The organism is Streptomyces sp. NBC_01428, assembly GCF_036231965.1.
In the GTDB taxonomy this organism is placed as follows: Bacteria; Actinomycetota; Actinomycetes; order Streptomycetales; family Streptomycetaceae; genus Streptomyces.
Genome location: NZ_CP109499.1, coordinates 4,270,786 through 4,289,688, shown reverse-complemented (window position 1 = coordinate 4,289,688; position 18,903 = coordinate 4,270,786). Strand labels below are relative to the sequence as shown.

13 protein-coding genes and 3 rRNA genes are annotated in these 18,903 nt (G+C 67.1%); 14 read left to right on the top strand and 2 right to left on the bottom strand.

Features of this window, described 5'->3' with window-relative positions:
- Window position 1 precedes the first annotated feature (1 nt).
- Together OG406_RS18585 and ilvD are read left to right on the top strand one after the other, a co-directional pair.
- A complete protein-coding gene (locus tag OG406_RS18585) occupies window positions 2-619 on the top strand; it encodes a TetR/AcrR family transcriptional regulator (protein WP_164372961.1) in 618 nt (205 codons plus the stop codon).
- A 193-nt stretch (window positions 620-812) separates the two neighbouring features.
- Window positions 813-2,666 (top strand): dihydroxy-acid dehydratase, encoded by a 1,854-nt coding sequence (gene ilvD, locus OG406_RS18580; RefSeq protein WP_164372962.1) that lies wholly within the window; start codon window positions 813-815, stop codon window positions 2,664-2,666.
- Window positions 2,667-2,748: 82 nt separating this feature from the next.
- Here the strand turns inward: ilvD and OG406_RS18575 are convergent, their stop codons facing one another.
- Complete coding sequence (locus OG406_RS18575) at window positions 2,749-4,911, bottom strand: serine/threonine-protein kinase (RefSeq protein WP_329186739.1); 2,163 nt, start codon at window positions 4,909-4,911, stop codon at window positions 2,749-2,751.
- Window positions 4,912-5,045: 134 nt separating this feature from the next.
- Between OG406_RS18575 and OG406_RS18570 the strand changes: the two genes are divergently transcribed.
- From OG406_RS18570 to proC, 7 genes are all read left to right on the top strand, one after another.
- Window positions 5,046-5,366 (top strand): peptidase, encoded by a 321-nt coding sequence (locus OG406_RS18570; protein ID WP_081218655.1) that lies wholly within the window; start codon window positions 5,046-5,048, stop codon window positions 5,364-5,366.
- A 49-nt stretch (window positions 5,367-5,415) separates the two neighbouring features.
- Window positions 5,416-5,733, top strand: a complete 318-nt coding sequence (locus OG406_RS18565; protein WP_382751128.1) for a hypothetical protein — start codon at window positions 5,416-5,418, stop codon at window positions 5,731-5,733.
- A gap of 73 nt (window positions 5,734-5,806) precedes the next feature.
- Window positions 5,807-6,319: an EamA/RhaT family transporter gene (locus OG406_RS18560; protein ID WP_164372965.1), complete on the top strand. Its 513-nt coding sequence runs from the start codon at window positions 5,807-5,809 to the stop codon at window positions 6,317-6,319.
- 68 nt (window positions 6,320-6,387) lie between these two features.
- On the top strand, window positions 6,388-7,194 hold the full coding sequence (locus OG406_RS18555; protein ID WP_329186738.1) for a class I SAM-dependent methyltransferase: 807 nt from the start codon (window positions 6,388-6,390) through the stop codon (window positions 7,192-7,194).
- Between the two features lie 477 nt (window positions 7,195-7,671).
- Window positions 7,672-8,445 carry an ABC transporter ATP-binding protein gene (locus OG406_RS18550; protein WP_329186737.1) on the top strand — a complete coding sequence of 258 codons (774 nt, stop codon included), beginning with the start codon at window positions 7,672-7,674 and terminating at the stop codon, window positions 8,443-8,445.
- Entirely contained in the window at window positions 8,442-9,281 is an 840-nt protein-coding gene (locus OG406_RS18545; protein WP_164372967.1) for an ABC transporter permease, read from the top strand. The genes OG406_RS18550 and OG406_RS18545 overlap by 4 nt, the downstream gene beginning before the upstream one ends.
- Window positions 9,282-9,400: 119 nt before the next feature.
- Window positions 9,401-10,210, top strand: coding sequence for a pyrroline-5-carboxylate reductase (gene proC / locus OG406_RS18540; RefSeq protein WP_081218659.1), 810 nt, complete (start codon window positions 9,401-9,403; stop codon window positions 10,208-10,210).
- A gap of 59 nt (window positions 10,211-10,269) precedes the next feature.
- Here proC and trpS read toward each other — a convergent pair whose 3' ends face one another.
- Complete coding sequence (gene trpS, locus OG406_RS18535; RefSeq protein ID WP_266615494.1) at window positions 10,270-11,271, bottom strand: tryptophan--tRNA ligase; 1,002 nt, start codon at window positions 11,269-11,271, stop codon at window positions 10,270-10,272.
- Between the two features lie 840 nt (window positions 11,272-12,111).
- Here trpS and OG406_RS18530 point away from each other — a divergent pair.
- The 5 genes from OG406_RS18530 to OG406_RS18510 all read left to right on the top strand — a co-directional run bounded on the left by OG406_RS18530 (window position 12,112) and on the right by OG406_RS18510 (window position 18,872).
- Window positions 12,112-13,637: ribosomal RNA gene (locus OG406_RS18530) — 16S ribosomal RNA — on the top strand.
- A gap of 311 nt (window positions 13,638-13,948) precedes the next feature.
- Window positions 13,949-17,072: ribosomal RNA gene (locus OG406_RS18525) — 23S ribosomal RNA — on the top strand.
- Window positions 17,073-17,158: 86 nt separating this feature from the next.
- Window positions 17,159-17,275, top strand: a 5S ribosomal RNA gene (rrf, locus tag OG406_RS18520).
- The 16S, 23S and 5S rRNA genes sit together here, the layout of an rRNA operon.
- 62 nt (window positions 17,276-17,337) lie before the next feature.
- On the top strand, window positions 17,338-17,982 hold the full coding sequence (locus OG406_RS18515) for an HAD family hydrolase (RefSeq protein WP_267051485.1): 645 nt from the start codon (window positions 17,338-17,340) through the stop codon (window positions 17,980-17,982).
- A gap of 146 nt (window positions 17,983-18,128) precedes the next feature.
- A complete protein-coding gene (locus OG406_RS18510; protein WP_266847570.1) occupies window positions 18,129-18,872 on the top strand; it encodes a VC0807 family protein in 744 nt (247 codons plus the stop codon).
- Window positions 18,873-18,903: the final 31 nt, after the last annotated feature.

Sequence of the window (18,903 nt, the reverse complement as noted above, 5' to 3'; positions counted from 1 at the left end):
GGTGACGGACGCAGCCCCCCGCCGCGGCCGGGGACGCCCCAGCCGTACGCAGACGGAGGCGGGCCCGGCCACCCGCGACCGCATCCTCGACGCGGCCCGCGAGGAGTTCTCCGAGCGCGGGTACGAGAAGACGTCGGTCCGCGGCATCGCCAAGGCCGCCGGTGTGGACTCCGCGCTCGTCCACCACTACTTCGGCACCAAGGAACAGGTCTTCGAGGCAGCCGTCGAGGGAGCCATGGCCCCCGCGCTCGGCGCCCCCGACATGATCGTGGAGGGCCCGCTCGACGACGTGGGCGAACGCCTGACCCGCTTCTTCTTCGGCGTCTGGGAGAACCCCACGAGCCGCACCCCGCTGCTCGCGATCGTCCGCTCCGCGGTGAACAACGACACCGCGGCCGCCGTCTTCCGCCGGCTGGTCGCCGCACAGCTGCTGCGCCGGATCGCGGCCCGGCTCGACACCCCCGACGCGGAACTGCGCGCCGAGCTGGCGGCGGCCCAGCTGGTCGGGGTCGCGATGCTCCGCTACGTGATCAAGGTCGAGCCGCTGGCGTCCGCGGACGTCGAGCGCATCGTGGCGGGCGTGGCTCCCGTGGTCCAGGGACACCTGACGAACCCATGAGCGAGCGGACCGGCGTACGGTGGGGAGCCGGGCCCTCGCACCCTCGCTGACCTGCGCGTACACCCCGTAGCGGTGGCCGCTGGGCGAGACGGATGTCCCGGGATGCGGACACCCTGTCCGGATCCTGGAGCACCGGCGTAGGCTCGACGTCAGTCATAACTCTCCTCATGCCTCCCCGAAGGAGCGAGCGACGATGCCCGATCTGAGGTCCCGCACAGTCACCCACGGCCGCAACATGGCGGGCGCACGTGCCCTGATGCGCGCCTCCGGTGTACCGGGCGCGGACATCGGACGGAAGCCGATCATCGCGGTCGCCAACTCCTTCACGGAGTTCGTGCCGGGCCACACCCACCTCCAGCCCGTCGGCCGGATCGTGAGCGAGGCCATCACGGCGGCCGGCGGCATCGCCCGCGAGTTCAACACCATCGCCGTCGACGACGGCATCGCGATGGGCCACGGCGGCATGCTGTACTCGCTGCCCTCCCGCGACCTGATCGCCGACTCGGTGGAGTACATGGTCGAGGCGCACTGCGCCGACGCCCTGATCTGCATCTCGAACTGCGACAAGATCACCCCGGGCATGCTGATGGCGGCCCTGCGCCTGAACATCCCGACGGTCTTCGTCTCCGGCGGTCCCATGGAGTCCGGCCGGGCCACCCTGGTCGACGGCACGGTGCGCACGCTCGACCTGGTCGACGCGATCTCCGACGCCGTGAACGACAAGATCTCGGACGAGGACATCCTCCGTATCGAGGAGAACGCCTGTCCGACCTGCGGTTCCTGTTCGGGCATGTTCACCGCCAACTCGATGAACTGCCTGACCGAGGCCATCGGCCTGAGCCTGCCGGGCAACGGCTCGGTCCTCGCCACGCACACCGCCCGCAAGGGCCTGTACGAGGACGCGGCCCGCACGGTCGTCGACATCACGCGCCGCTACTACGACCAGGACGACGAGTCGGTCCTGCCGCGCAACGTCGCCACCCACGCCGCCTTCGAGAACGCCATGGCGCTCGACATCGCGATGGGCGGCTCCACCAACACGATCCTGCACCTGCTGGCCGCCGCCCAGGAGGCCGGCGTCCCGTTCGGTCTGGACGAGATCAACGACGTCTCGCGCCGGGTGCCGTGCCTCGCCAAGGTCGCCCCGAACGTCGCGAAGGACCGCACGTACTACATGGAGGACGTGCACCGCGCCGGCGGCATCCCCGCCCTCCTCGGCGAGCTGCACCGCGCGGGCCTGCTGAACGAGGACGTCCACTCGGTGCACAGCCCGTCGCTCTCCGACTGGCTGAAGACCTGGGACGTGCGCGCCGGCTCCCCGTCCCCCGAGGCGATCGAGCTGTGGCACGCGGCCCCCGGCTGCGTCCGCTCCTCCGAGGCCTTCTCCCAGTCCGAGCGCTGGGAGGCGCTCGACCAGGACGCCGAGAACGGCTGCATCCGCTCCGCCGAGCACGCCTACTCCCAGGACGGCGGCCTCGCGGTCCTCAAGGGCAACCTGGCGGTCGACGGCTGCGTCGTGAAGACGGCCGGTGTCGACGAGTCCATCTGGACGTTCGAGGGTCCGGCCGTCGTCTGCGAGTCGCAGGAGGAGGCCGTCGACAAGATCCTCAAGAAGGAGATCACGCACGGCGACGTCGTGGTCATCCGCTACGAGGGTCCCAAGGGCGGCCCGGGTATGCAGGAGATGCTGTACCCGACCTCGTTCCTCAAGGGCCGCGGCCTCGGCAAGACCTGCGCCCTGATCACCGACGGCCGCTTCTCCGGCGGCACTTCGGGCCTGTCCATCGGACACGCCTCCCCGGAGGCCGCGTCCGGCGGCACGATCGCCGTCGTCCGTGACGGCGACCGCATCCGCATCGACATCCCGAACCGCTCGATCGAACTCCTCGTCTCCGAAGAGGAGTTGGCCGCCCGCCACGAGGCCCTGAACGGCACCTACGCCCCCGTGAACCGCGAGCGCAAGGTGTCCGCCGCACTGCGTGCCTACGCCGCGATGGCGACGAGCGCGGACAAGGGCGCGGTCCGGGACGTCTCGAAGCTGGGCTGAACACCGGCCCGAACAACGGCCCGAACACCGGCCTGAAGACAGCGAAGGGGGCCGCTCCTGCCGGGGCGGCCCCCTTCGGCTGTCACCACCCCGAGGGATCCCGCGCGTCGACCGCGAAGAGGAAGCCGTCGGGCGAGGTGGCGTAGATCTTGTCGCGGGCGGGGAGGGGGGCGGGGAGCAGTCCGACGCGTGAGCCCCGCTGGTCACCCAGGCGGGCCCGGGTCTGTCCGAGCAGGGCGCCCCGATCGGTGTCGACCGCGATGAGACGCCCGTCCACCGCGCTGAGGTAGAGGCGATGGCCCGACACGACCGGCGCCGACGCCTTGCTGACGGACGTCTCCACCCGCCACAGCTGCTTCGAGGTCCGGGTGTCCACGGCGACCAGCGAACCGTCGCTCCCCAACAGGTAGGCCACGTCTCCCCGGAGCACCGTCTGGGCCTGCGCCTGTGGGATGCGCAGCACGGTGCGGCGGAGCGTCCGCGTCGCCACGTCGTAGCGCAGGACGGCGTTCGTGTACTGGTCGACGGTGGCCGAGGTGAACCAGACGGCGCCGTCCCGGGCGGCCACCAGGTCCAGCGTCCCCTCCACCCGGCGCTGCCACTTCACGTCGCCGGTCTCCGGGTCCACCGCGGTCACCCGGGTCCCCGCCCCGGAGGACGGTGCCACCGCATAGGCGGTCCCGTCCCCGTACGTGTGGAACTGCGGCACGGCCAGACCCGGGATCGCGTGGCGCCACTTCTCCTCGCCGGTGGCGGCGTCCAGGGCGGTGACCCGGGAGTCGGAGCCGCTGAGCAGGACGACGCCGCCGACGTGGGCCACACCGCCGGAGTAGCGCGAGACATCGCGACTCCAGCGCGTCGAGCCGGTCGCGGGATCCAGCGCGGTCAGGCGCTGCCCGTTGCTGCTGCCGACCAGCAGGAGTCCGCCGGAGAGGACCGGAGCCGAAGTGGCGTAGGCGCTCGCCTCCCCCGGGTCGCTGCGGGACCACAGGACCTTGCCGTCGTCCGGATCGATCCCGGCGGCCAGGACACCGGGCCGGACGCAGAACAGCGCCTTCGGCGCGTCCGTGCACTGCGGCTGTCCCTTGGCTTTCGTGCCGGCGGCGCCGAGATCGAGCTCCCACGGCCGGAAGGCGTTCCGCGGTGTCGCCGCCGTCTCCTCCTTCGCGGCAGGGTCGTGCGGGTGTCCATGAAGGCCGAGGAAGCCGAGGCCGCCGACGGTCAGGGCCGCGACGGCGACCGCGACGGCCGCGGGCAGACGCCACCGCCTGCCGGGCCCCCTCCGCCCGGCCGTGTGGGTCGGGTCCTCGGAACCCTCAGGACGCTCGGGCACCGCACTCCGGACCGCGAACGCGGGCTTCTCCGACTCCCCGTTCCCGGTGCGCTGTTCGGGTATGAACGCCCGGGTGTCGTACGACGCGGAGACCGAGCGCAGCGCCGTCATCAGCTCGTCCGGCGTGGGCCGGTCCTCCGGCTCCTTGGCGAGGCAGCGCGCTACCAGACCGACCAGATCGTCCGGGACGCCTGTCAAGTCCGGCTCGTCGTGCACGACCTGATACGCGACCAGATAGGGACTGTCCGAATCGAAGGGCCCGCTCCCGGTGGCGGCGTGCACGATCAGCGAACCGAGGGCGAACACGTCGGCGGCCGGCCCCACATGCCGCGGCTTGCGGAACTGCTCCGGCGCCATGAACGGCGGCGTACCGATCAACTTGCCTGTCTCTGTGCGAAGTTCACTGTCCGCCGGGCGGGAGATACCGAAATCGATGACTTTCGGACCGTCGTCGGCCAGCAGGACGTTGCTCGGCTTGAGGTCGCGGTGGACGACTCCGGCACGATGGATGTCCCGCAGCGCCTCGGCGAGTCCGGCCATCAGATGGCGCAGCCGTGCCGACGACAGCGCGCCGTTCCGCTTCACGTGCTCGGCAAGGGTCGGCCCCGGGATGAACAGCGTTGCCATCCACGGGTTCTCGGCCTCGGGATCGGCGTCGACCACGGGCGCGGTGAAGGCACCGCTGACCCGGCGGGCGGCCGTGACCTCCTGGCGGAACCGCCCCCGGAACTCGGGGTCCTGGGCGAGCGCGGCGTGGACGACCTTGACGGCGAGCCTCAACCCGGAGGCGGAGCGCGCCAGATGCACGATGCCCATGCCACCGGAACCGAGTTCCGCCTCCAGCAGGTACTGCCCGGCATAGCGCGGTTGTTCCGCTTCCGGGTCCGTACCGGTGCTGCGCTGTGGCGGCATCACTCACCCCCGTGGGTTCGACCGCATGCGCGACGCGCAGAGCCTAGTCGATCCCGCGTACGAAACATCGGCGGCTTGCTAGCCTCGGCGCGCAGCCTGATTTTGGCGTGAACCAATCAACGGGGGAGATCGATATGGCCACGGAAGACCTTGCTCTCACAGACTCGACCGAAGCGGCGGAAGCCGAGCCGCTGACCGCCCAGGCGCTCCGCACCTACCCCCTCGCACCGGGTCACACCGTCAACGTCAGAAGCGGCCCGGGCACCCACTTCAGCATCGTCCGCACCCTGTCGGCGGGTTCGCGTATCCCGATCTACTGCCAGTGCCCGGGTGAGTCCGTCACCGGTCCCTACGGCGTGAGCAAGATCTGGGACAACATCTCCAACGGCCAGTTCGTGTCGGACGCGTACGTACAGACGGGCAGCGACGGCTATGTCGCCCCGAAGTGCTCCTGACGTCATACGAAGGGAACCGACTGTGAAGATCGTGTCCGGCAGACAGGGGATGCTGGTGGGCGGGCTCGCCGCCACGCTCCTGGCCGTGGCGGGAACCATGTCCCAGGCGGCAGCGGTCACCAGGACGTATCCGCTCGCGCCCGGTGCCAGCGTCAATGTCCGCAGCGGGCCCGGCACGCACTACCCGGTCGTCCGCACGATCCCGGCGGGTCAGAGCGTCCCGATCCGCTGCCAGTGCCAGGGGGAGTCCGTCAGCGGCTACTACGGCACGTCGACCATCTGGGACAACATCGCCAACGCCCAGTTCGTCTCGGACGCCTACGTGCACACGGGCAGCGACGGCTACGTCGCCCCGCAGTGCTCCTGACCCGCACCACCGCATCACCGCACCAGGGCCCCGCGGCGCCCACCGCGCACGGAGCCGGGGCGATAATCGTCGGGTGAGCGACAAGACGACGACCCCCGGAACCGCGACCGGCACCCCCGCGGGGCCCCTGCCCGAGCCCCTGCGTTTCTTCGGGACGACATGGCTGGAGCATGACGGCGGCTACGCCGGCCGACGCGCCGGTGTGGCCGTCGGCTCCCTCGCCGCGGCCGTGGCCGCCTGCTTCGTGCTCCGCTTCGCCTACCAGGGTCTGGCCATCGCCGACGTCGGCACGCCCGTGACGGTGATGGTCGTCGTGATGTTCGCGGTGTGCAGCGCCCTCGCGTTCCGCCACACCTGGGACTCGTTCGCCAAGCGCCCCGACCCCGACCGCCAGGCATCCCTCCGGGGGCTCCTCGCCATCGGCTTCGTCGGCTCGCTGCTCGCGTACTGCTTCCGCGCCCTCACCGAGGCCCCCGGCGAGCGGCTGAACCGCGAGGAGTACGAGGCGGCGAAGGAGCAGTACGCCCGCCGGACCACCCGCCGCACCGGCAACCCGTCGAAGGCGAAGAAGAGCCGCAAGGCCTGACCCGGTCCCGCTCTCCCTCCTGCGAAACCCCCTACTCAACCCTCCGCCCCGCCAGCGATCATGGCCCCATGACGGCTTCCTCCTCTCCTTCCGCCCCCGAGCCCGCCCCGCACGCCACCCGAGCGCACTCCTTCAACGCGGCGGCGGCCCAGTACGCGGCGAACCGTCCCTCGTACCCGCCCACCCTCTTCGACGCCGTCGAGGAGCTCGCGGGCCGGACCCTGGCCGGTGCCAAGGTCGCCGACGTCGGTGCGGGGACCGGTATCTCGACCGTCCTCCTGCACGACCGCGGCGCCGACGTCCTCGCCGTGGAACCGGGCCCGGGCATGGCAGCGGAGTTCCGCCGCGTCCACCCTCGCCTCCCGATCGTGCGGGGCAGCGGCGACGCCCTCCCCCTCGCGGACGCCTCCGTGGACTTCCTGACGTACGCCCAGTCCTGGCACTGGACCGACCCGGACCGTTCCGTGCCGGAGGCGCTGCGGGTACTGCGGCCCGGCGGTGCACTGGCCCTGTGGTGGAACACCGAGGCGCTCGACGTGCCGTGGATCGAGGCGGCCGCCCGGCGTATGGAGCGCTTCTTCGGCATCGACCCGGTGGTCGAGAAGAACGGCAGCGGCGCCCGTGCTGCCCACTCCCTCAGCGCCGACCCCGGTGGCCGCCTGTCCTTCGACCGGAGGCGGGTCCGCTGGAGCCGCCGCGTCCCGCTCGACACGCACCTCGCCAACATCGGCAGCCACTCGGCGTTTCTCGTCCTGGGCGAGGAGGCCACCGCGGCGTTCTTCGCGGAGGAGCGCGAGCACCTCCTCCTGACGTTCCCCGACGAGATCGTCGAGGAGACCTACGTCGTGGAACTCCTGGTCGCGACCCACTCGTAGACCCGGGTGCGGCGGCCCACCCCCGAAGGCCGCCGCACCGACCATCCGCCTTCGTGACCACGCCAGCGCCTCGGCCCCCGCCCGCCTCCACGAGCACGTAGGCGCCGCCCGCCACCCCTCCCGCGGGGAACCGCACCCCTCCCGCGGGGAACCGCACCCCTCCGTCGAAACGGACAGCGCGAGCGCGGGGACGACCCCGTCCCGGTCCGCCCGCCTCCCCTTGCGGCCAGGCCCGGCACCCCCTGGCGACGACAGCCCCAGGACATCGTGCAGCCGCGCCTCCCGAGACGCCCTCCTCGCACGGCCGCACCGCGCGGCACCGGACCGTCGGCCCGAAGCGGCCCTGCGCTCCCGGCTCTTGACCGGTCTGCCGCACAGGAGCAATATTCATCGAGTGATGATTATTTAGCGCCAGGCACTTGGCGCCCCACCCCCGACAACAGACTCCGCATCCGACCCCGACCCCCGGGAACGCCCGTGTCCTCACCCCAGCCCGCCGTCCGCGCCGAAGGCCTCACCGTTCTGCGCGGCCCCCGTACCGTCCTGCGCGGCCTCGACTTCACGGTTCCGCGCGGCCGGATCACCGGGCTGCTCGGCCCCTCCGGCTGCGGCAAGTCGACCCTGATGCGCGCGACCGTCGGCACCCAGGCCAAGGTCACCGGGACGCTCGAAGTGCTCGGCAGCCCCGCCGGCGACCCCACGCTCCGCTCCCGCATCGGCTACGTGACCCAGGCCCCGTCCGTCTACGACGACCTGACCGTCCGCCAGAACCTCGACTACTTCGCCGCGATCCTCGATCCCGGCCGGGCCGCCGCCGAACGCCGGCACACCGACGTCACCCGCGCCATCACCGACGTCGACCTCACCTCGCACGCCGACGCCCTGGCCGGCACCCTCTCCGGCGGCCAGCGCAACCGCGTCTCCCTCGCCGTCGCCCTGCTCGGCGCCCCCGAACTCCTCGTGCTCGACGAACCCACCGTCGGACTCGACCCGGTCCTGCGCCGCGAACTGTGGAGCCTTTTCCACGGCATCGCCGAAGAACGCGACGCCACCCTCCTCGTCTCCTCCCACGTGATGGACGAGGCCGAGCGCTGCCACCGGCTCCTGCTCATGCGCGAGGGAGAGATCCTCGCCGACGACACCCCGGACGCGCTGCGCGAGAGGACCGGGTCCGACACCGTCGAGGCCGCCTTCCTCACCCTCGTCGACGAGGCCGCCGCCACCGACCCCCGCGAGGAGACCGCCCGATGAGCCCCGCCCAGCCGACCGCGGCCACGACCCCCGAGACCCCCGACGCCTCCCCGCACGAGCCCGCCCAGGGCCCGCGCGCCGCCTCCCGCCCGAGCGCGCTCACCGTCTCCCGCACCACCGCCACCGCGAGCCGCGTCCTGCGCCAGCTCCGGCACGACCCGCGCACCATCGCGCTGATGATCCTGGTCCCCTGCGTGATGCTGTTCCTGCTCCGCTACGTGTTCGACGGCAGCCCCCGGACCTTCGACTCCATCGGCGCGTCCCTGCTCGGGATCTTCCCGCTGATCACGATGTTCCTGGTGACCTCCATCGCGACCCTGCGCGAACGCACCTCCGGCACGCTCGAACGCCTCCTCGCCCTGCCCCTCGGCAAGGGCGACCTGATCGCGGGCTACGCCCTCGCCTTCGGCACGGTCGCCGTCGTCCAGTCGGCCCTGGCCACCGGCCTCGCCGTCTGGGTCCTCGGCCTCGACGTCACCGGCTCGCCCTGGCTGCTCCTGCTCGTCGCCCTGCTCGACGCCCTCCTCGGAACCGCCCTCGGCCTCTTCGTCTCGGCGTTCGCCGCCTCCGAGTTCCAGGCCGTCCAGTTCATGCCGGCCGTGATCTTCCCCCAGCTCCTCCTCTGCGGCCTGTTCACCCCGCGCTCCGCCATGCACCCCGCCCTGGAGGCCGTCTCCGACGTGCTCCCGATGTCGTACGCGGTCGACGGCATGAACGAGGTCCTCAAGCACACCGACACGACCGCGACCTTCGTACGCGACATCCTGATCGTCGCCGGCAGCGCCCTGCTGGTCCTCTTCCTCGGCGCGGCCACCCTCCGCCGCCGTACGTCCTAGCCGCCCGCCCCGCCCGAGCCCCTCCGCGCCCGTCCGCCCACCGGACAACCCGCCCGCGCCCACCACCCCGGTGGGAGGATGAACACGGACGACCCAACCCTCGGAGGGCACCCGCAACCATGGTCCAGAAAGTCGCAGTCCTCGGCACCGGCAAGATCGGCGAAGCCCTGCTCAGCGGAATGATCCGAGCGGGCTGGGCCCCCACCGACCTCCTGGTCACCACCCGCCGCCCGGAGCGGGCGAAGGAACTCCAGGAGCGCCACGGCGTCACCCCGGTCACCAACGCGGAAGCGGCCAAGACCGCCGACACCCTGATCCTGACCGTCAAACCGCAGGACATGGGCACCCTTCTGGACGAGCTCGCGCCGCACATCCCCGCCGACCGCCTGATCATCAGCGGCGCGGCCGGTATCCCCACCTCGTTCTTCGAGGAGCGCCTGGCCGCCGGGACACCCGTCGTCCGCGTCATGACGAACACCCCCGCCCTTGTCGACGAGGCCATGTCCGTCATCTCCGCCGGCAGCCACGCCACGCCCGAGCACGTGGCCTACGCCGAGGAGATCTTCGGAGCCGTCGGCAAGACGCTCCTCGTCCCCGAGTCGCAGCAGGACGCCTGCACGGCCCTGTCCGGCTCCGGACCGGCGTACTTCTTCTACCTCGTCGAGGCCATGACGGACGCGGGCATCCTGCTCGGCCTGCCCCGCGACAAGGCCCACGAACTGATCGTCCAGTCCGCGATCGGCGCCGCCGTGATGCTCCGCGACAGCGGGGAGCACCCGGTCAAGCTCCGGGAGAACGTCACGTCCCCCGCGGGCACCACGATCAACGCGATCCGCGAACTCGAGAACCACGGCGTCCGCGCCGCCCTCATCGCCGCCCTCGAAGCGGCCCGCGACCGCAGCCGCGAACTGGCCTCCGGCAACAGCTGACCGAGCCGACCGCCTTCGGCACTCGCGACCGGGTGCCGAAGGCGCGCTCCCGGCACTCCTCAGTCCGCGGCCGGCAGCAACCCGATCGCCCGGTACGCCGCGTCCACCGTCGGCCGCGCCTTCTCCCTGGCCCTCGCCGCGCCGTCGCGCAGCACGCGTTCGACCTCGGCGGGATCGGCACACAGCTCCTTGTGCCGCTCCTGCACCGGCCTGAGCAGCTCGACCACGGCGTCGGCGGTGTCCTTCTTCAGAGCGCCGTACGACGTGTACCCACCGCTCAGCTCCTCGGGATCCCCGCCCGCACAGGCGGCGAGGATCTCCAGCAGGTTCGAGACCCCCGGCCGCTCCTCCCGGTCGTACGCGACCTCGGTGCCGCTGTCGGTCACGGCCCGCGCGACCTTCCTCCGCACGGCGTCGGGCTCGTCCAGCAGATAGACGACCCCCGGTCCCACGTCGTCGCTCTTGCCCATCTTCGACGTCGGCTCCTGAAGGTTCATGACCCGCGCCGCCACCTCCGGCCGGGTGGCCCGGGGCACCACGAACGTGTGCCCGTAGCGCTGGTTGAACCGCACCGCCAGATCCCGGGTCAGCTCCACGTGCTGCGTCTGGTCGTCCCCCACCGGCACCTCGTCGGCCCCGTACGCCAGGATGTCCGCCGCCATCAGCACGGGATACGTCAGCAACGACAGCCGAACGCTCCCACCCCGCGCCCGCTCCCGCGCGGCCTTCTCCTTGTACTGGATCATCCGCCGCATCTCCCCGTCCGTCGCGACGCACTCCAGCAGATACGACAGCCGCGCGTGTTCGTCGACATGACTCTGGACGAACACGGTGCACACCTCGGGATCGAGCCCCGACGCCAGCAACAACGTCGCCGCCTGCCTGCTGAGTCTGAGCACCCGCGCCGGATCGTGGTCCACGGTCAGCGCGTGCAGGTCGACGATGCAGAACAGCGCGTCGGCCCGGTGCTGGTCCACCTCGGCCCACCGCCGCACGGCTCCCAGGTAGTTCCCCAGCGTCAGATGCCCGGTCGGCTTGACCCCACTGAAGATCCGCGTCATCTCTCCACCTCCTGATCGAGGCCGCCGCACCCACCGGCCGGCCCCCAGGAGGGAGACACAAAAACGGCCGCCGAGAGCGGCGGCCGTTGAGTACCTACGTGCGTACGGCCGCCGTCAGGCGGCCCACCACAGCTGGGTGCACGTACGCGTAGTCATGGGCGCCACAGTACGCCCCGGCAGGCCCCTCCGGACCGGAGTTGACACGCCCCCACCCCGTACGTAGTGTTCTCCGAGTTGTCCGACGTGAGCGCCGACCCCGGTCGGTCCCCGGACAGCCATTCCGCACCACCATTCAACGATCGACGACTCGTCGTCCGCTCGTTTTCATGCGTGTTTGCGAAATGAGGATTCCGCGTTCGAAAGGGCGCCACCCCGATTAGCTCGGGAGCCAGGAATCCGCTAATGTCTCACTCGTCGGAACGGCCCAACAGCCGCGAGGACAAGCCCCGCTGACTGGGGGTCAGGCCCGAAAGGATCTGATAGAGTCGGACTCGCCGGAAAGGGAAACGCGAAAGCGGAAACCTGGAAAGCGCCGAGGAAATCGGATACGGAAACGGTCTGATAGAGTCGGAAACGCAAGACCGAAGGGAAGCGCCCGGAGGAAAGCCCGAGAGGGTGAGTACAAAGGAAGCGTCCGTTCCTTGAGAACTCAACAGCGTGCCAAAAATCAACGCCAGATTTGTTGATACCCCGTCTCCGGCCGATCGGCCGGGACGAGGTTCCTTTGAAAAAAGTCCTGCCCCCTTGGGGGTAGGCGCACAGCGAGGACGCTGTGAACGACCGGTCCTATTCCGACCGGTTGTTCCGCTCTCGTGGTGTCGTCCCGATTACGGGAAAACATTCACGGAGAGTTTGATCCTGGCTCAGGACGAACGCTGGCGGCGTGCTTAACACATGCAAGTCGAACGATGAAGCCCTTCGGGGTGGATTAGTGGCGAACGGGTGAGTAACACGTGGGCAATCTGCCCTTCACTCTGGGACAAGCCCTGGAAACGGGGTCTAATACCGGATAACACTCCTGCCTGCATGGGTGGGGGTTAAAAGCTCCGGCGGTGAAGGATGAGCCCGCGGCCTATCAGCTTGTTGGTGAGGTAGTGGCTCACCAAGGCGACGACGGGTAGCCGGCCTGAGAGGGCGACCGGCCACACTGGGACTGAGACACGGCCCAGACTCCTACGGGAGGCAGCAGTGGGGAATATTGCACAATGGGCGAAAGCCTGATGCAGCGACGCCGCGTGAGGGATGACGGCCTTCGGGTTGTAAACCTCTTTCAGCAGGGAAGAAGCGAAAGTGACGGTACCTGCAGAAGAAGCGCCGGCTAACTACGTGCCAGCAGCCGCGGTAATACGTAGGGCGCAAGCGTTGTCCGGAATTATTGGGCGTAAAGAGCTCGTAGGCGGCTTGTCACGTCGGTTGTGAAAGCCCGGGGCTTAACCCCGGGTCTGCAGTCGATACGGGCAGGCTAGAGTGTGGTAGGGGAGATCGGAATTCCTGGTGTAGCGGTGAAATGCGCAGATATCAGGAGGAACACCGGTGGCGAAGGCGGATCTCTGGGCCATTACTGACGCTGAGGAGCGAAAGCGTGGGGAGCGAACAGGATTAGATACCCTGGTAGTCCACGCCGTAAACGGTGGGAACTAGGTGTTGGCGACATTCCACGTCGTCGGTGCCGCAGCTAACGCATTAAGTTCCCCGCCTGGGGAGTACGGCCGCAAGGCTAAAACTCAAAGGAATTGACGGGGGCCCGCACAAGCAGCGGAGCATGTGGCTTAATTCGACGCAACGCGAAGAACCTTACCAAGGCTTGACATACACCGGAAAGCATTAGAGATAGTGCCCCCCTTGTGGTCGGTGTACAGGTGGTGCATGGCTGTCGTCAGCTCGTGTCGTGAGATGTTGGGTTAAGTCCCGCAACGAGCGCAACCCTTGTTCTGTGTTGCCAGCATGCCCTTCGGGGTGATGGGGACTCACAGGAGACTGCCGGGGTCAACTCGGAGGAAGGTGGGGACGACGTCAAGTCATCATGCCCCTTATGTCTTGGGCTGCACACGTGCTACAATGGCAGGTACAAAGAGCTGCGAAGCCGCGAGGCGGAGCGAATCTCAAAAAGCCTGTCTCAGTTCGGATTGGGGTCTGCAACTCGACCCCATGAAGTCGGAGTTGCTAGTAATCGCAGATCAGCATTGCTGCGGTGAATACGTTCCCGGGCCTTGTACACACCGCCCGTCACGTCACGAAAGTCGGTAACACCCGAAGCCGGTGGCCCAACCCCTTGTGGGAGGGAGCTGTCGAAGGTGGGACTGGCGATTGGGACGAAGTCGTAACAAGGTAGCCGTACCGGAAGGTGCGGCTGGATCACCTCCTTTCTAAGGAGCATCTAGGCCGCCAAGCTTGCTTGGTGGTCCAGGGCCATTACGTCGGCATACGTTCGACGGTGGTTGCTCATGGGTGGAACGTTGATTATTCGGCACTCAAGTCATCTCGGGCTGCAAGTACTGTTCTTCGGAGCGTGGAAAGCTGATCACGAGTGGTGAGGGTGTCGGGCACGCTGTTGGGTGTCTGAAGGTACGGCCGAAAGGCTGCCTTCAGTGCCGGCCCCAGTGAACTCCGGTGGTAACCGGGGGTGATGGGTGGTTGGTCGTTGTTTGAGAACTGCACAGTGGACGCGAGCATCTGTGGCCAAGTTTTTAAGGGCGCACGGTGGATGCCTTGGCACCAGGAACCGATGAAGGACGTGGGAGGCCACGATAGTCCCCGGGGAGCCGTCAACCAGGCTTTGATCCGGGGGTTTCCGAATGGGGAAACCCGGCAGTCGTCATGGGCTGTCACCCACTGCTGAACACATAGGCAGTGTGGAGGGAACGCGGGGAAGTGAAACATCTCAGTACCCGCAGGAAGAGAAAACAACCGTGATTCCGGGAGTAGTGGCGAGCGAAACCGGATGAGGCCAAACCTTGTATGTGTGAGACCCGGCAGGGGTTGCATGCAAGGGGTTGTGGGATCTCTCTTTCACAGTCTGCCGGCTGTGAGGCGAGTCAGAAACCGTTGATGTAGACGAAGGACATGCGAAAGGTCCGGCGTAGAGGGTAAGACCCCCGTAGTCGAAACATCAACGGCTCGTTTGAGAGACACCCAAGTAGCACGGGGCCCGAGAAATCCCGTGTGAATCTGGCGGGACCACCCGCTAAGCCTAAATATTCCCTGGTGACCGATAGCGGATAGTACCGTGAGGGAATGGTGAAAAGTACCGCGGGAGCGGAGTGAAATAGTACCTGAAACCGTGTGCCTACAAGCCGTGGGAGCGTCGCGCATCGAGTTTACTCGGTGCGTCGTGACTGCGTGCCTTTTGAAGAATGAGCCTGCGAGTTTGCGGTGTGTTGCGAGGTTAACCCGTGTGGGGAAGCCGTAGCGAAAGCGAGTCCGAATAGGGCGATTTAGTAGCGCGCTCAAGACCCGAAGCGGAGTGATCTAGCCATGGGCAGGTTGAAGCGGCTGTAAGAGGTCGTGGAGGACCGAACCCACCAGGGTTGAAAACCTGGGGGATGACCTGTGGTTAGGGGTGAAAGGCCAATCAAACTCCGTGATAGCTGGTTCTCCCCGAAATGCATTTAGGTGCAGCGTCGTGTGTTTCTTGCCGGAGGTAGAGCACTGGATAGGCGATGGGCCCTACCGGGTTACTGACCTTAGCCAAACTCCGAATGCCGGTAAGTGAGAGCACGGCAGTGAGACTGTGGGGGATAAGCTCCATGGTCGAGAGGGAAACAGCCCAGAGCATCGACTAAGGCCCCTAAGCGTACGCTAAGTGGGAAAGGATGTGGAGTCGCACAGACAACCAGGAGGTTGGCTTAGAAGCAGCCACCCTTGAAAGAGTGCGTAATAGCTCACTGGTCTAGTGATTCCGCGCCGACAATGTAGCGGGGCTCAAGCGTACCGCCGAAGTCGTGTCATTGCAGCAATAGGGCCAACGCCCGCTGTGATGGGTAGGGGAGCGTCGTGTGCCGGGTGAAGCCGCGCCGGAAGGCAGTGGTGGACGGTTCACGAGTGAGAATGCAGGCATGAGTAGCGATACACACGTGAGAAACGTGTGCGCCGATTGACTAAGGGTTCCTGGGTCAAGCTGATCTGCCCAGGGTAAGTCGGGACCTAAGGCGAGGCCGACAGGCGTAGTCGATGGATAACCGGTTGATATTCCGGTACCCGCTGTGAAGCGTCAAACATCGAGCCCATTAATGCTAAGGCCGTGAAGCCGCCCTGATCTCTTCGGAGTTGAGGGGAGTGGTGGAGCCGCCGGCCCAAGGTGGTAGTAGGTGAGTGATGGGGTGACGCAGGAAGGTAGTCCATCCCGGGCGGTGGTTGTCCCGGGGTAAGGGTGTAGGCCGTGTGATAGGTAAATCCGTCACACATCAAGGCTGAGACCTGATGCCGAGCCGATTGTGGTGAAGTGGATGATCCTATGCTGTCGAGAAAAGCCTCTAGCGAGTTTCATGGCGGCCCGTACCCTAAACCGACTCAGGTGGTCAGGTAGAGAATACCGAGGCGTTCGGGTGAACTATGGTTAAGGAACTCGGCAAAATGCCCCCGTAACTTCGGGAGAAGGGGGGCCATCACTGGTGATCCGATTTACTCGGTGAGCTGGGGGTGGCCGCAGAGACCAGCGAGAAGCGACTGTTTACTAAAAACACAGGTCCGTGCGAAGCCGTAAGGCGATGTATACGGACTGACGCCTGCCCGGTGCTGGAACGTTAAGGGGACCGGTTAGTCACTCTTCGGGGTGGCGAAGCTGAGAACTTAAGCGCCAGTAAACGGCGGTGGTAACTATAACCATCCTAAGGTAGCGAAATTCCTTGTCGGGTAAGTTCCGACCTGCACGAATGGCGTAACGACTTCTCGACTGTCTCAACCATAGGCCCGGTGAAATTGCACTACGAGTAAAGATGCTCGTTTCGCGCAGCAGGACGGAAAGACCCCGGGACCTTTACTACAGTTTGATATTGGTGTTCGGTTCGGCTTGTGTAGGATAGCTGGGAGACTTTGAAGTCATGGCGCCAGCCATGGTGGAGTCGTCGTTGAAATACCAGTCTGGTCGTGCTGGATGTCTAACCTGGGTCCGTGATCCGGATCAGGGACAGTGTCTGATGGGTAGTTTAACTGGGGCGGTTGCCTCCTAAAGAGTAACGGAGGCGCCCAAAGGTTCCCTCAGCCTGGTTGGTAATCAGGTGTTGAGTGTAAGTGCACAAGGGAGCTTGACTGTGAGACCGACGGGTCGAGCAGGGACGAAAGTCGGGACTAGTGATCCGGCGGTGGCTTGTGGAAGCGCCGTCGCTCAACGGATAAAAGGTACCCCGGGGATAACAGGCTGATCTTCCCCAAGAGTCCATATCGACGGGATGGTTTGGCACCTCGATGTCGGCTCGTCGCATCCTGGGGCTGGAGTCGGTCCCAAGGGTTGGGCTGTTCGCCCATTAAAGCGGTACGCGAGCTGGGTTTAGAACGTCGTGAGACAGTTCGGTCCCTATCCGCTGTGCGCGTAGGAATATTGAGAAGGGCTGTCCCTAGTACGAGAGGACCGGGACGGACGAACCTCTGGTGTGCCAGTTGTCCTGCCAAGGGCATGGCTGGTTGGCTACGTTCGGGAGGGATAACCGCTGAAAGCATCTAAGCGGGAAGCCTGCTTCGAGATGAGTATTCCCACCCCCTTGAGGGGTTAAGGCTCCCAGTAGACGACTGGGTTGATAGGCCAGATCTGGAAGGCGGGTAACCGCTGGAGGTGACTGGTACTAATAGGCCGAGGGCTTGTCCTCAGTTGCTCGCGTCCACTGTGTTGGTTCTGAAACCACGAACAACCGTCGTAGCTATGCCACGGCTCCGGTTGACAGTTTCATAGTGTTTCGGTGGTCATAGCGTGAGGGAAACGCCCGGTTACATTCCGAACCCGGAAGCTAAGCCTCACAGCGCCGATGGTACTGCAGGGGGGACCCTGTGGGAGAGTAGGACGCCGCCGAACTTATTTTGAGAAAACCCCCTTGCCATTCGGCAAGGGGGTTTTCTGCGTTTAGGGTCTTTTCCATGCGCTACGACCTGGTTATTTTCGACAACGACGGCGTCCTCGTGGACAGTGAGCCGATCTCCAATACCCTTCTGGCCGCCTATCTCACCGAACTGGGGCACCCCACCTCGTACGAGGAGTCCCTGCGCGACTACATGGGTGCCGCCCTGCACCGCGTCCACGACATCGTCCTGGAGCGGACCGGACAGCGTCTGCCGGACGACTTCGACGACGCGTTCCACGCGCGGGTCTTCGCGGCGTTCGAGCGCGAGCTGAAGCCCGTTCCCGGCGCCCCGCAGGTCGTGGAGAAGCTGGCGGCCGACGGGGTGCCGTACTGCGTGGCCTCCTCCGGGAGTCATGAGCGGATCCGGGTCGGACACCGGACGACCGGACTCGACCGGTGGTTCGACGACGGGCGGATCTTCAGCTCCCAGGACGTGGGCCGGGGCAAGCCGGCGCCGGACCTGTTCCTCCACGCGGCCGAGCGCATGGGTGTGCCACCGGAGAAGTGCGTGGTCGTCGAGGACAGCGCGCTCGGGGTGCGGGCGGCCAACGCGGCCGGGATGGACGTGTACGGGTTCACCGCCATGACACCCGCCGACCGGCTGGCCGGGGCCACCGAACTCTTCGGCGGCATGCGGGACTTGGCTGACCTGCTGGTATGACGGGCCGTATGACGGCACCCGGGGAGCGGCGCTGACATTTGTCATGCGGAGCACCGGACGATCGTTTCTGTCGGGGGACGGGGTCCGACCGCGAAGCTGAGTACATCGGAACGGGACGTACACAGTGACGACGGAGGGACCCGATCATGAGCATCACCGCCAGCGAGATCAGCGCCGGATCGACCGACTACGCCGCTCCGGCGGTCATCGCCCCGGTCGAGGAGGTCACTCCTGAGACCGCGGGTCCCCGGCCGAGCTTCCTGCCGCTGATCGTGGACGTCGTGGTGCCCGTCGGGTCGTACTACCTGCTGAAGAACGGGTTCGGGATGGGGACCGTCGCAGCGCTCGGCTGGAGCAGCGTGGTGCCGGCCGTGCGGACCGTGTGGGGTGTGGTGAGGGAGCGCAGGCTCAACGCGCTCGCCGGGCTGATCCTGTTCGTCAACGTGGTCGGGCTGACGCTCAGCCTCGTCGCCGGTGACCCGCGGCTCATGCTGGCGAAGGACAGCGGGGTCAGCAGCGCGGTCGGTATCGGCATCCTGCTGTCGGTCAGGTTCGGGCGGCCGATGATGACGCAGGGGATGAAGCCCTTCCTGGTGAAGGGGGACGCGGCGCGGGCCGCGGCCTGGGACAGGCTGGCGGCCGGTTCGGAGGCGTTCCGGAAGGCCGAGCGGACGTTCTCGCTCGTGTGGGGTGTGGTGCTGCTCGCCGAGTGTGTCGCGCGGGTGGTCGGGGCGTACACGCTGCCGATCGACACGATGGTGTGGCTCGGCACGGTCGTCATGGCCGTCTCGATGACGCTCGCCTTCCTGGTCAGCGGGCGCTTCGCGGTCGTCCCGATGGAGAAGATGCTGGAGCGGGAGCTCGCCGCCGGGGCCGAGTCGGACCGCTGAAGGACCTCTGCCGGCAGGGCCGGCCACAGAC

What these genes read in the sequence shown, in the direction of transcription:
- OG406_RS18575 (WP_329186739.1), bottom strand. Translation starts at nt 4,911, where the DNA reads ATGCCGCCACAGCGCAGCACCGGTACGGACCCGGAAGCGGAACAACCG.
- proC (WP_081218659.1), top strand. Translation starts at nt 9,401, where the DNA reads ATGGTCCAGAAAGTCGCAGTCCTCGGCACCGGCAAGATCGGCGAAGCC.
- OG406_RS18565 (WP_382751128.1), top strand. Translation starts at nt 5,416, where the DNA reads ATGCTGGTGGGCGGGCTCGCCGCCACGCTCCTGGCCGTGGCGGGAACC.
- trpS (WP_266615494.1), bottom strand. Translation starts at nt 11,271, where the DNA reads ATGACGCGGATCTTCAGTGGGGTCAAGCCGACCGGGCATCTGACGCTG.
- ilvD (WP_164372962.1), top strand. Translation starts at nt 813, where the DNA reads ATGCCCGATCTGAGGTCCCGCACAGTCACCCACGGCCGCAACATGGCG.
- OG406_RS18570 (WP_081218655.1), top strand. Translation starts at nt 5,046, where the DNA reads ATGGCCACGGAAGACCTTGCTCTCACAGACTCGACCGAAGCGGCGGAA.
- OG406_RS18555 (WP_329186738.1), top strand. Translation starts at nt 6,388, where the DNA reads ATGACGGCTTCCTCCTCTCCTTCCGCCCCCGAGCCCGCCCCGCACGCC.
- OG406_RS18515 (WP_267051485.1), top strand. Translation starts at nt 17,338, where the DNA reads ATGCGCTACGACCTGGTTATTTTCGACAACGACGGCGTCCTCGTGGAC.
- OG406_RS18510 (WP_266847570.1), top strand. Translation starts at nt 18,129, where the DNA reads ATGAGCATCACCGCCAGCGAGATCAGCGCCGGATCGACCGACTACGCC.
- OG406_RS18545 (WP_164372967.1), top strand. Translation starts at nt 8,442, where the DNA reads ATGAGCCCCGCCCAGCCGACCGCGGCCACGACCCCCGAGACCCCCGAC.